Source organism: Arsenicicoccus sp. UBA2120, assembly GCF_002330965.1.
Classification (GTDB): Bacteria; Actinomycetota; Actinomycetes; order Actinomycetales; family Dermatophilaceae; genus Arsenicicoccus; species Arsenicicoccus bolidensis.
Genome location: NZ_DCYC01000054.1, coordinates 5,886 through 18,860 on the forward strand (window position 1 = coordinate 5,886; position 12,975 = coordinate 18,860).

The following is a 12,975-nucleotide window of genomic DNA, read 5'->3' on the forward strand; positions in this document are numbered from 1 at the left end:
CTTCGTGGGGGTGGGGACACCGCAGCGGGAGTCGGGGTATGCCGCGGACCTGTCGCACCTGGACGCGGCGATGGGGTCCTTGCTGGCGGTGATGGGTGAGCACCCGGTGGCGGGGGCGCTGGTGGTGGGCAAGTCGACGGTGCCGGTGGGGACGGCGGCGCGGCTGGCGGACTGGTGCGCGCGTGAGGGTGTGGACGCGACGGTGGTGTGGAACCCGGAGTTCCTGCGCGAGGGGTACGCGGTGCAGGACACGTTGACCCCGGACCGGGTGGTGTACGGCCTGCCGGAGGACCGGGTGGCGGGGGAGGCGGCGCGTGACCTGCTGGACGAGGTGTATGCGGGGGTGCTGTCGCACGGGATGCCGCGGCTGGTGACCAACTACCAGACGGCGGAGCTGGTGAAGGTGGCGGCTAACTCCTTCCTGGCGACCAAGATCAGCTTCATCAACGCGATCGCGGAGCTGTGCGAGGCGACGGGGGCGGACGTGACGCGGCTGGCGGAGGCGCTCGGGCACGACGAGCGGATCGGTCCGAAGTTCCTGCGGGCGGGGGTGGGTTTCGGGGGTGGGTGCCTGCCCAAGGACATCCGGGCGTTCATGGCGCGGGCCGGTGAGCTGGGGGTGGACCAGGCGTTGACGTTCTTGCGGGAGGTGGACGCGATCAACCAGCGTCGTCGTCAGCACGCGGTGGCGTTGGCTGAACGGCACTTCGGGGGGAGCGTGGAGCGTCGGCGGATCGCGATCCTGGGGGCGGCGTTCAAGCCGGACAGCGACGACCTGCGGGACTCGCCGGCGTTGTACGTCGCGACCAGGTTGGTGGGGCAGGGCGCGGACGTGGTGGTGACCGACCCGATCGCGTTGCCGGGCCTGCACGCGCGCTACCCGCACATCCAGACGGCGCCGAACGCGCGGGCGGCGTGCGTGGACGCGGAGCTGGTGATGCTGCTGACCGAGTGGAGCGACTTCACGAGCCTGGAGCCGGACCAGCTGGGCTCGGTGGTCAAGGAGCGGGCGATCATCGACGGCCGCAACGCCCTGGACCCGGGGCGGTGGGAGGCTGCGGGTTGGTCCTACCGCGGGATGGGCCGCGCCAGCACGACCTGGTGACCACGGGGCGGTTCCGGCATACGGCCGGGCTCGGCTATGCTGGTGCGGTTGCCTCGGCGAGGGACAGGGCACGGTGCGCAGCACCGACCAGGTCCGTGATCGACGCGGTGGTGGGAGTCGCCTCCTGCTGACGCGTCGTCGCGTCCGCGCCGTGTCCCGCGTCGAGGCCCGACCGATATCTCCCCACCACCCCCCGAGGAGTCGACATGTCCGACGCCACCGTCCTGCAGGCCGAGCCCCGTTCCGAGTTCGGCAAGGGCGCTGCCCGCCGCATCCGCCGCGCGGGCAAGATCCCCGCCGTCATGTACGGCCACGGCGCCGCCCCCGTGCACGTCACCCTCCCGGGTCACGACACGCTGCTGGCGCTCAAGAACCCCAACGCGCTGCTGACCATCGTCGTCGACGGCCAGGAGCAGTACGCCCTGGCCCGCGACGTGCAGCGCGACCCGATCCGCACCGTCGTCATCGAGCACGTCGACCTCGTCGTCGTCCGCCGCGGCGAGAAGGTCACCGTCGACATCTCCGTCTCCCTCACGGGCGAGGCGGCCAGCGAGACCGTCGTCCAGCTCGAGAACCCCGTCATCTCCGTCGAGGCCGAGGCCACCCACATCCCCGAGGGTGTCGAGGTCTCCGTCGAGGGCCTGGCCGCCGGCACGCAGATCCTGGCCAAGGAGATCGAGCTGCCCGCCGGCTCCACGCTGGTGTCCGACGAGGAGCTGCTCGTCGTCAACATCACCCAGCAGGTCTCCGCGGAGGCGCTGGAGGCCGAGCTCGCCGAGGCCGAGGCCGAGGCCGGCATCGAGCACGAGGAGTCCGAGGACGAGGCCGCCGAGGGCGAGTCCGCCGAGGGCACCGACGCCGCCGAGGGCGACGAGGCCTGAGCCTCGCCCCTCCCGCGGGCCCGTCCCGCAGCACGACCCGTATGACGCCGCGGCGCCCAGGCAGGACCTGGGCGCCGCGGCGTCGTGCCACCCCCTCGCTCTGGGAGACTTCCTGACATGACCACCTCGGACACCTGGCTCGTCGTGGGCCTCGGCAACCCCGGGACGCAGTACTCCAGGAACCGGCACAACGTCGGTGCCATGGCGGTCGACGTGCTCGCGGCGCGGGCGGGGGCGACGCTGAAGCGCCACAAGGCGCGAGCCGCCGCCGCCGAGGTGCGCGTGGGCGTCCTGCCGGGCGGGGCCCCCGGCCCGCGCGCGGTGCTCGCCGTCCCGTCTTCGTGGATGAACGAGTCCGGCGGCCCGGTCAAGGCGCTGACCTCCTTCTACAAGGTGCCGCCGCGCCAGCTCGTGGTGATCCACGACGAGCTCGACATCCCCTTCGCGTCCTCCCGGGTCAAGCTCGGCGGGGGAGAGGGCGGGCACAACGGCCTGCGGTCCATCAGCAAGAGCGTCGGCACCAAGGACTACGTGCGGGTGCGCCTCGGCATCGGCCGCCCCCCGGGACGCCAGGACCCCGCCGACTTCGTGCTCAAGGACTTCGCCTCGGGCGAGCGGGCCGACGTGGGCGTGCTCCTCGAGGATGCCGCCGACGTCGTCGAGGACCTGCTGACGCAGGGCCTCACCTACGCCCAGGACCGCTGGAACGCCCGCTGACCTCGTAGCCGTCGTCCTCACGCTCCCGCAGGGAGGGGGTGTGTCGGTGCTGCGGCGTAGGCTGGCCCGCGGCCCAGATCCTCCTCGGACGCCACCTCCCCCCGGAAGCGAGACTGCTCATGGCGCTGCCTGCCCTCCTCGACGTCCTCGGTCGCGACGCCACGGTGCGTCGCGTCCTGGAGTCCGTCGGCGTCGAGCAGCTCGTCGACATGGCCGCGGCCGGCGGCTCGCGCGCCCCGCTGATCGCGCTGCTGGCCCAGCACCGTGGCGGCACACCCGTCCTGGCTGTCACGGCGACCGGGCGCGAGGCCGACGACCTGGCCGCGGCGCTGCGCTGCTTCCTGCCGCACGACGCCGTGGCGGAGTTCCCCAGCTGGGAGACCCTGCCGCACGAGCGCCTCAGCCCCCGCAGCGACACCGTCGGGCGGCGCCTGGCCGTGCTCCGGCGGCTCGCGCACCCGTCCGCCGAGGACCCGGCATACGGCCCGATCTCCGTGCTCGTGGTCTCCGTGCGGGCCCTGATCCAGCCGATCGCGACGGGCCTCGGCGAGCTCGAGCCGGTGGCCCTGGTCGCCGGCGACGAGCGCCCCCTCGAGGACATCGTCGAGGCGCTGGTGGGCGCGGCCTACACGCGCACCGACCTGGTCGAGCGGCGCGGCGAGTTCGCCGTCCGCGGCGGCATCCTCGACGTGTTCCCACCGACCGAGGAGCACCCGCTGCGCGTCGAGCTGTGGGGCGACACGATCGAGGAGATCCGGTGGTTCCGGGTCGCCGACCAGCGCAGCCTCGAGGTCGCCGAGCACGGGCTGTGGGCGCCCCCCTGCCGCGAGATCCTGCTGACCGACGCGGTCCGCGACCGGGCGCGCGCGCTGGCCGAGCAGCTGCCCGGCGTCCGCGACCTGCTCGACAAGGTCGCCGAGGGGATCGCCGTCGAGGGCATGGAGTCCCTCGGCCCGGCCCTGGTCGACGGCATGGAGAGCCTGCTCGACACCCTCCCCGCGGGTGCCCACGTCGTCGTGTGCGACCCCGAGCGGGTGCGCACCCGGGCCCGCGACCTGGTGGCGACGAGCGCCGAGTTCCTCGAGGCGAGCTGGGCCAACGCCGCCGCCGGCAACGCGGTGCCCGTCGACCTCGAGAGCGTGCTCGGCACCGCGTCCTACTGGCAGCTCGGGGACGTCCGCGAGCACGCCCTCGCCACCTCCCGGCCGTGGTGGACCCTGACGCCCTTCGCCGCCGACGAGGACCTCGCCGAGCTGATGGAGAGCAGCGACGACGACGCGCTCACGTTCACGGTGCCGACCGTCGAGACGCCGGCCTACCGCGGGGACCGCGACGCCGTGCTCGCCGACCTGCAGGGCTGGCTGCACGACCAGCGGCGGGTCCTGATGGTCACCGAGGGGCAGGGCCTCGCCAAGCGCCTCGTCGAGCTGCTCGGCGAGGGCGGCCTGCCCGCTCGGCTGCTCGCCGACGGCGCCGAGATCGAGGGCGGGGTCGCGTCCATCACCACCGGCCGGCTGGGCCGCGGGTTCGCCTGCGAGAGCGTCGATCTCGTCGTCCTGACCGAGGCCGACCTGACCGGCACGTCGGGCCAGGGCACCAGCACCAAGGACATGCGCCGGCTGCCCTCGCGGCGCCGCAACCAGGTCGACCCGCTGCAGCTGCGCCCCGGCGACTTCGTCGTGCACGAGCAGCACGGCGTGGGCCGGTTCGTCGAGATGATGCAGCGCACCGTCGGCGGCGCCACGCGCGAGTACCTCGTGCTGGAGTACGCCTCCTCCCGGCGCGGGCAGCCGGCCGACCAGCTCTTCGTCCCCACCGACCAGCTCGACCAGGTCACGCGCTACGTGGGCGGCGAGCAGCCGACGCTGTCCAAGATGGGCGGCTCCGACTGGCAGAAGACCAAGAGCCGCGCCAAGAAGTTCGTCAAGCAGATCGCGGGGGAGCTCATCCGGCTCTACAGCGCCCGCATGGCGACCACGGGGCACTCCTTCGGGCCGGACACCCCCTGGCAGCGCGAGCTCGAGGACGCCTTCGCCTACGTCGAGACGCCGGACCAGCTGTCCAGCATCGACGAGGTCAAGGCGGACATGGAGAAGCCCGTGCCCATGGACCGCCTCATCTGCGGCGACGTCGGCTACGGCAAGACCGAGATCGCGGTGCGCGCCGCCTTCAAGGCCATCCAGGAGGGCAAGCAGGTCGCCGTGCTGGTGCCGACGACCCTGCTCGTCCAGCAGCACTACAACACCTTCTCCGAGCGCTACTCGCAGTTCCCCGTGGTGGTCAAGGCGCTGTCCCGCTTCCAGTCCGACAAGGACGCGCGCGAGGTCGTCGCCGGGCTCAAGGACGGCAGCGTCGACCTCGTCATCGGCACGCACCGGCTCCTGTCCAAGGAGATCGCGTTCAAGGACATCGGCCTGGTCATCATCGACGAGGAGCAGCGCTTCGGGGTCGAGCACAAGGAGCAGCTCAAGGCGCTGCGCACCTCGGTGGACGTGCTCGCGATGAGCGCGACCCCGATCCCGCGCACCCTGGAGATGGCCGTCACCGGCATCCGCGAGATGTCCACCCTGGCGACCCCGCCCGAGGAGCGTCACCCGGTGCTCACCTACGTCGGTGCGTATGACGAGAAGCAGGTGGTCGCGGCCATCCGGCGCGAGCTGCTGCGCGAGGGCCAGGTCTTCCTCGTCCACAACAAGGTGTCCTCGATCGAGCGGGCCGCCTCCCGGCTGCGCGAGATCATCCCCGAGGCGCGCATCGAGACCGCGCACGGGCAGATGGGCGAGCACCGGCTCGAGCAGGTCGTGCTGGACTTCTGGGAGAAGAAGTTCGACGTGCTCGTCTGCACGACGATCGTCGAGACCGGCCTGGACATCTCCAACGCCAACACCCTCATCGTCGAGCGCGCCGACATGCTCGGCCTGTCCCAGCTCCACCAGCTGCGCGGGCGGGTGGGGCGTGGCCGCGAGCGCGCCTACGCCTACTTCCTCTACCCCCCCGAGAAGCCGCTCACCGAGACCGCCCACGACCGGCTGCAGACCATCGCCAGCCATACCGACCTCGGCGCCGGCATGCAGGTCGCCATGAAGGACCTCGAGATCCGGGGCGCCGGCAACCTCCTCGGCGGCGAGCAGTCGGGCCACATCGCGGGCGTCGGGTTCGACCTCTACGTCCGCATGGTCGGCGAGGCCGTCGCCGACTTCCGGGGCGACGACTCCGCGGCCCAGCCGATGGAGATCAAGATCGAGCTCCCCGTCGACGCCCACCTCCCGCACGAGTACGTCCCGGGGGAGCGGCTGCGCCTGGAGGCCTACAAGAAGCTCGCCGTCGTCGAGGACGAGGCTGCCCTGGCCGACATCGTCGCGGAGCTCACCGACCGCTACGGCACGCCGCCGCCGGCCGTCGACAACCTCATCGAGGTGGCCCGGCTGCGCACCGTCGCCCGCCGGGCCAAGGTCAACGACATCGGGGTGCAGGGCAAGTTCGTCCGGTTCGGCCCGGTGGAGCTGCGCGAGTCCCAGCAGATGCGGCTGATGCGGCTCTATCCCGGCACCCTGGTCAAGGAGCCGCAGCGGCAGCTCCTGGTGCCGGCGCCCATGACGGCCAAGGTCGGCGGCAAGGTGCTGCGCGACGACGAGATCCTGCGCTGGGCCAGCGATCTCATGCAGTCGGTGCTCCTGGATGACATCGCGACGGCGGCCGGGGTGCAGGGCCGCAGCTGACCGCACAGCGTCACCCCGATGTCACCGGACGTCAGGGTTCGACGCAATGTGGTGACGCACGTTGGGCAACAGGGCGAACGAGAGGTGGACGCCAGGGGTCCGCACTAGGCTCAAGGACGAGCGACCCGAGGGGGAACCTGTGGTCGCTCGTGCCATGTCATCGTCACCCGCGCACCAGAGGGCTCCATGTCTGTCGACTCGCTGACCACCACCATCCGTGACGCCCTGGCCGAGGCCGGCCGGCTCAAGGTTGATGCCCACCAGATCGGCGCCGACGCCGACCTCTACTCCGCCGGGCTGACCTCCCACGCGACCGTCAACGTGGTCCTCGAGCTCGAGGACACCCTCGACATCGAGATCCCGGACGAGCTGCTCGTCAAGAGCACCTTCGCGTCCGTCGACGCCCTCCAGGCCGCGCTCGCGCCGCTGGTGGAGGACTGATGACGGGCAGCGCCACCAGCACCAGCACCACGGGCACCGGCTCCGTCGGCTCCGCCGCAGCCACCGCCACGGACGTCGTCGCGGAGGCCCGGCGCATCGCCACCGAGGTGGCCGCCGTCCACGCCCCCGACGTCGACCGCGACGCCCGCTTCCCGCGCGAGGCCATGACCGCGCTGCGCGAGGCGGGCCTGCTCGGGGCCTGGATCCCCACCGACCTCGGCGGCCTCGGGGCCGACGTGGTGCAGATCGGGCTCGCCTGCGAGGAGCTCGCCAAGGGCTGCGCCTCGACCGCCATGATCTTTGCGATGCACCAGATCCAGGTGGGGTGCCTGGTGCACCACGGTCGCACCCCCTACCTCCAGGAGCTGATGCGGCGCATCGCCGCCGACCAGCTGCTCGTCGGCTCCGCCACCACCGAGATGGGCATCGGCGGTGACGTCCGACGGAGCCTGTGCCACGTCGACCGCGCCGACGACGGCACCTTCGAGCTGGTCAAGAAGGCTCCCGTCATCTCCTACGGCGTCGAGGCCGACCTCATCTTCGTCACGGCGCGCAAGGATGCCGAGGCGGTCGAGAGCGACCAGGTCCTCGTCGTGTGCGACAAGGCCGACCTGACGCTGGAGCCCCTGGGCGACTGGGACACGATGGGCTTCCGCGGCACCTGCAGCCCCGGCTTCGTGCTCACGGCCCGCTCCCACCAGGACCGGATCTTTCCCGACGACTACGCCGACCTGTCGGCCCGCACGATGCTGCCGGTCGCGCACTCCCTGTGGTCCTCCTGCTGGCTGGGGCTCGCCGAGGGCGCGACGGCGACGGCACGTGGCGTGGTCCGGCAGGCCGCCCGCCGGTCGGGGCAGCTGCAGCCGGTGACGGGCCTGCGGATGGCCGAGCTGGAGGTCGTGCTCGAGACCTTCCGGGCCCGCGTGCACGGCGCCACGGCCGGCTACCTCGAGGTCGACCCCACGTCCCAGGCCGCGACGCTGATGGGCCGGGCGATCGGCTACAACACCCTCAAGGTCTACAGCGCCGAGACGGTCGTGGACATCGTGGCCAAAGCCCTGCTGATCGTGGGTATCGCGGGCTATCGTCGGACGGGGGCGGTGAGCCTGGATCGCCAGCTGCGGGACGCCTACGGCGCTCAGCTGATGGTCAACAACGACCGGATCCTCGGCAACACCGCCCAGCTCGAGCTCATCTACAAGGGCTGACAGGAGACCCACATGACCTCACGTCACGACCGCGAGCTGGCCCTGCGCCGGGACCTCGTCGAGGCCGGCCACATGGTCGAGCTGCCGCTGCGCGGGCTGTCCGCGTTCACCGGCACCTTCGAGGACGTCCTGGCCGGGGTGGAGCGACTCGTCCACGAGATGCAGCCCACCGAGGACGTGACGGTCATCTCCTTCCCCCCGCTGCTCACGCAGCCGGTGTTCGAGAAGACCGGCTACCTCGACTCGTTCCCCCAGCTCATCGGCTCGGTCGACGTGTTCACCGGCGACACCAAGGCGCACAAGGCGATGGTGGTCGACAAGAACGCCGGTGAGGACTGGACGACGCACCTCGTCCCCGCGCGCCTGGACCTGCTGTCCGCGCCCTGCCACCAGACCTACCCGCTGCACGCGGGCACGCGCCTGGAGCGGGGCGTGACCTACGAGACCGGCAACCGCTGCTTCCGGCACGAGCCGTCCGACGACCCCATGCGGCTCGTGTCCTTCCGCATGCGCGAGAAGGTCTGCATCGGCACGCCGGAGCAGGCCCAGGCCCACCGTGAGATCGGGCGTCGCGTCGGCCCCGAGCTGCTGACCTCCATCGGGCTGCAGATCGAGGAGGTGCCGGCCAACGACCCCTTCTTCGGCCGCGCCGCCAAGATCTTTGCCGCCGGCCAGCTGGACGCCGGCCTCAAGGTCGAGTTCGAGTGCAAGGTCTACGGCGAGGAGCACTCCGGCACCGCCCTCGGCTCGTCCAACTACCACAACGACCACTTCGGGCTGGACTTCGACATCACGACGGCCGACGGGCAGCTCGCCCACAGCTCCTGCATCGGCTTCGGCCTGGAGCGGGTCACTGTCGCGCTGTTCGCGACGCACGGCATGGACGTCCCGTCCTGGCCGACCGAGGTGCGGGCCCGGCTGGGGCTCGACGCGCAGGCCTGACCGAGGATGCCGCTCGACCACCTGCGGGCCGACACCTTCACGCCCCACCCGCTGCACCGCGACGACCGGGTCTGGACCCAGACCAACTGCTACCTCGACATCTGGATCGAGATCGCCGCCGCCCTCGGGCTCCCGCCCGAGCCGCTGGGCGTGTGCGCCTACAGCGCAGGCACCGTCCCCGGGGCGTGGGCCTTCCTCAAGGCGCAGACCGACGACCTGCGCGACCTCTACGGCATCGAGGTCGCCGAGATCAACCTGTGGCGCACGGTTGAGGAGCACGTGCTGGACCACCTCGGGGCCGGTGAGCTGCTGACCGTGGAGTCGGACGCCTACTACCTGCCGGACACCGATGGCGTGTCCTACGGCGCCGAGCGCGTCAAGACGACGATCGTGCCCGTCCGCGTGGACCCCGAGGCGCGCGCGATGACCTACTTCCACAACTCCGGCCTCTACGCGCTGCAGGGAGACGACTACGACGGCGCGCTGGCCCTGCGCGACCTGCCGACGTGCGCTCCGCAGCCCTACGTCGAGCGCGTCCGGCTCGACGGGCTGGTCCGGGACGAGGCCGAGATCCGCCGCCGGGCAACGGTGCTCGCTGCCCGTCCCCTCGCGCGCCGACCCGCCGGCAACCCAGTGGCCGACCTGTGCGACTCGGTCCGCGAGGTCGCGCCGACGCTGCCCGATCGGGGCTTCGCGTTCTTCCACCTCTACTCCTTCACCGCCACCCGGCAGCTGGGGCTCACCGCCCAGGCTGCGGCGGACGCGACCCGCTGGCTCGCCGACGGTGCTGCCGACGGCGACGACCCCGACCGCGACTCGCAGCCTGGTCTCGATGCCGACGAGCTGCGCACGGCCGCAGACGACTTCGACGTCGTCTCGCAGGAGATGAAGAACCTCCAGTTCGCCCTCGCCCGCATCACGGGCGGCCGCGCGCGCGACCTCGAGCCCACCCTGCAGCGCGCCACCGAGCGGTGGGGGAGCGCCATCGACCGCGTCGCCGCCCAGCTGGGATGACCGTCCTCGCCGCCGGTGCGGACCCCGTCGAGATCCGTTGGCAGGTGAGGCGGTTCGATCCGGGCGAGCAGCCAGGGCCTGGCTCCTGGCCGCAGGACGGCTGGGTCGCGGCGGTCGTGCCCGGGTCCCTCGCGGCCTCGGCCGCCGTGGTCGAGGCGTATGGCGTCCCGGCGCTCGCGGAGGCCGACCACAGCACCTGGTGGCTGCGCGGCAACGTCATCCTCGACCAGCCGCTCCCGCGCGCCCGGCTGGTGCTGGACCGGATCGCCACGCACGCCGACGTCTACCTCGACGGTCAGCGGATCCTGCGCAGCGACAACGCCTTCCGCCGTCACGTCATCGATCTCGGCGCGCTCACGGCCGGACCGCACGAGATCGCCGTGCGGATTGCGTCCTTCGGCGAGACGCCCGTGCCCCGCAAGCCCCGTCCCCGCTGGCGCAGCTCGCTCCTGCCCGACCCGAGCCTGCGGTGGCGGCGGACCCCGCTGCTCGGGCGCATCCCCACCTGGGAGGGCGTCCTGCCCCCGGTCGGCATCCTCGGGGAGGCCGGCCTGCGCGCCCGTCCCCGCGCGGAGGTCGTGTCGATCCGCACGCAGGTCGAGCCGGCACCCGACGGCTGGACCGCCCGGCTCGCGCTGCACGTGCGGGCCGCGGAACCGCTCCCGGTCGAGGTGACCCTGGACGGGGAGCGGCTGACCGCCGAGCCCGCCCTCGAGGACGACGGGGCATGGCACCTGCGCCTGTCGCACGACGTGGGCGTCGTGTCCGGCGACGACGGCGCGACCCTGTGGTGGCCGCACACCCACGGGCTGCCTCGGCTGCGCCGCCTGCACGTCCGGGTCGGGGGCGAGACGGTCCTGGACCGGCGGATCGGCTTCTCCCACATCAGGGCCCGCCGCGAGGACGACCGCTTCGCGATCGCCGTCAACGGCGTCGACGTCTTCGTCCGGGGGGTCGTCTGGGCCACCACCGACCCGCTCGGCTGGACCAGCGACCCGGCCGAGGTGGCCCGCGACCTGGACGCCCTCGTCGCCGCCGGCATCAACCTCGTCCGCATCCCTGGCACGGGCACCTATGCCGACCAGGTCCTGCGCGAGCTCGCCGCCGAACGCGGTCTGCTCGTGTGGCAGGACGCCATGCTCGCGACCTTCGACCCGCCCGAGGACGAGGCCTGGCTCGCCGAGCTCGAGGCCGAGCTCCGGGACCAGCTCGGCGCCTGGGGCGGCTGGCCGCACCTCGCCGTCGTCTGCGGCGGCACCGAGACCGAGCAGCAGCCCACCCTCATGGGTCTGCCCCCCGAGCGACGGCGGATGACGGCCCTGCACGACCTGCTCCCGCGCCTCGCGGACGAGCTCGTGCCCGGAGCGATCCACGTGACCTCGAGCCCGTCCGGCGGGCCCCGCCCGGTCAGCATCGAGCACGGCGTGAGCCACTACTTCGGCGTCGGGGCCTACCTGCGGCCGCTCGAGGACGCCCGCACCGCGCGCGTGTCCTTCGCGTCCGAGGCGCTGACGTTCGCCATACCGCCCGAGCCGTCGACCATGGCGGAGCTGGACGACCTGGGCCTGCTGCCGGCCCCCGACGACCGGGGCAGAGGATCCGCGTGGCGCCGGGCCGCCCCGCACGACCGGGGGACGTCGTGGGACTTCGTGGACGTCACCGACCACTACGTGCGGGCGTGGATCGGTCGCTACCCCGCCGGCGCCGACAACGGCGACACCGGCGTCGACACCGACGTCGACGCAGCCGCCAGGCAGCTCACCACGGAGGGCTGGGAGGACCTGCAGCGCCGGACCGTCGCCCGGGTCATGACCGAGAGCTTCGCCTGGTGGCGCAGCTCGCCCACCCCGACCGGCGGCGCGATCGTCCTGGCCCACCGCGACCTCGCACCAGGCCCGGGGTGGGGGCTGATCGACGTGATCGGCGCGCCCAAGGCGCCGCTGCTCGCGCTGCCCGAGGTGCTCGCGCCGGTGGCGCTGCTGCTCCTCGATCGTGGTCTGGACGGGGTGCTGCTCGAGGCGGTCAACGACACGGGGCGCCCGGTGCGAGGGACGCTCCGGCTGGAGGCCCTGGACCTCGAGGGCGACGCCGTCCTCGACGCGGAGCTCGAGCTCGCCGTCCCGGCCCGGGGGCACGCGCAGGTCGAGGTCGAGGAGGCGCTCGGGGGCTTCCGCGACCTCGGCTGGGCCTGGCGCTTCGCGTCCGCCCCGGCCTACTCGGCGGTCCGCGCCCGCTGGGTGACCGACGGGGCGGGTGAGGTCCGGGCGACGCGGCCGCTGCTCCCGCCGACGATCCCCACGCCGACGATCCCCACCCCGGTCGTGGCACCCACGACCACCGACTAGGCTGGGACCGCGTCGCCACGGTCCCCGAGGCGGACGATGCAGACCCTTTGCTGAGAGGACTTGATGGTGTTGGCTTCCAAGCGCGTGCTCACCGGGACGCTGGCCGCCGTGGTCGCGGCCACCGGACTCCTCACCGGGTGCGACCAGGGCTCCCAGTCCCGCGCCGCGGCGATCGTCGACGGCCAGCCCATCCTCGAGTCCGACGTGCAGACCGCGGCCCGCGAGTTCAACGGCGGATCCTCGCAGGTCACGCAGCCGGTGCAGCCCGCCAACGTCGTCAGCCTGCTGACCTTCGGCCGCTACGTCCTGCCCGCCGTGCAGCAGTCCGGCAAGGGCGTGTCCGACGACGCCGCCAGGAAGCTGCTGGACAAGGTCGAGAACCCGTCCCGGTCCACGCTCGACTTCGTCCGCACGGCGCTCGCCCTCAACAGCATGGACCCCGCCACCGAGGAGAAGGTCGTCCAGCAGCTGAAGCAGGCCGACATCGAGCTCAACCCGCGCTACGGCTCGCTCGACCGCAAGACCCTGCAGATCGGGCCCGAGACCCGCAACTGGCTCGTGGCGGACGCGGCCGGTGCGCCCAGCCCGGCTCCCGCACCCTGA

At 72.6% G+C, this 12,975-nt stretch carries 10 protein-coding genes; all 10 read left to right on the plus strand.

Translation table 11 applies throughout. The annotated features are described in order from the left end of the window. Positions 1 to 1,105: UDP-glucose dehydrogenase family protein (locus tag B2P18_RS07745; protein WP_286957861.1), on the plus strand; the 1,105-nt coding region annotated here is incomplete at its 5' end. 206 nt (positions 1,106 to 1,311) lie between these two features. Continuing rightward, a complete protein-coding gene (locus tag B2P18_RS07750; protein WP_286957863.1) occupies positions 1,312 to 1,986 on the plus strand; it encodes a 50S ribosomal protein L25/general stress protein Ctc in 675 nt (224 codons plus the stop codon). A gap of 117 nt (positions 1,987 to 2,103) precedes the next feature. After that, on the plus strand, positions 2,104 to 2,703 hold the full coding sequence (gene pth / locus B2P18_RS07755) for an aminoacyl-tRNA hydrolase (protein ID WP_029211335.1): 600 nt from the start codon (positions 2,104 to 2,106) through the stop codon (positions 2,701 to 2,703). A gap of 119 nt (positions 2,704 to 2,822) precedes the next feature. After that, entirely contained in the window at positions 2,823 to 6,422 is a 3,600-nt protein-coding gene (gene mfd, locus B2P18_RS07760) for a transcription-repair coupling factor (protein ID WP_286957864.1), read from the plus strand. A gap of 186 nt (positions 6,423 to 6,608) precedes the next feature. Then, a complete protein-coding gene (locus B2P18_RS07765; protein ID WP_019285468.1) occupies positions 6,609 to 6,863 on the plus strand; it encodes an acyl carrier protein in 255 nt (84 codons plus the stop codon). Further along, entirely contained in the window at positions 6,863 to 8,071 is a 1,209-nt protein-coding gene (locus B2P18_RS07770; protein ID WP_029211338.1) for an acyl-CoA dehydrogenase family protein, read from the plus strand. The genes B2P18_RS07765 and B2P18_RS07770 overlap by 1 nt, the downstream gene beginning before the upstream one ends. Positions 8,072 to 8,083: 12 nt before the next feature. Then, positions 8,084 to 9,013: a hypothetical protein gene (locus B2P18_RS07775; RefSeq protein ID WP_286957866.1), complete on the plus strand. Its 930-nt coding sequence runs from the start codon at positions 8,084 to 8,086 to the stop codon at positions 9,011 to 9,013. A gap of 6 nt (positions 9,014 to 9,019) precedes the next feature. Beyond that, the gene (locus B2P18_RS07780; RefSeq protein ID WP_286957867.1) at positions 9,020 to 10,027 is read left to right on the plus strand and encodes a DUF1839 family protein; all 1,008 of its coding nucleotides are present in this window, start codon (positions 9,020 to 9,022) and stop codon (positions 10,025 to 10,027) included. After that, complete coding sequence (locus tag B2P18_RS07785) at positions 10,024 to 12,372, plus strand: glycosyl hydrolase 2 galactose-binding domain-containing protein (RefSeq protein WP_286957869.1); 2,349 nt, start codon at positions 10,024 to 10,026, stop codon at positions 12,370 to 12,372. The genes B2P18_RS07780 and B2P18_RS07785 overlap by 4 nt, the downstream gene beginning before the upstream one ends. A 69-nt stretch (positions 12,373 to 12,441) precedes the next feature. Further along, positions 12,442 to 12,975, plus strand: coding sequence for a hypothetical protein (locus B2P18_RS07790; RefSeq protein ID WP_286957871.1), 534 nt, complete (start codon positions 12,442 to 12,444; stop codon positions 12,973 to 12,975).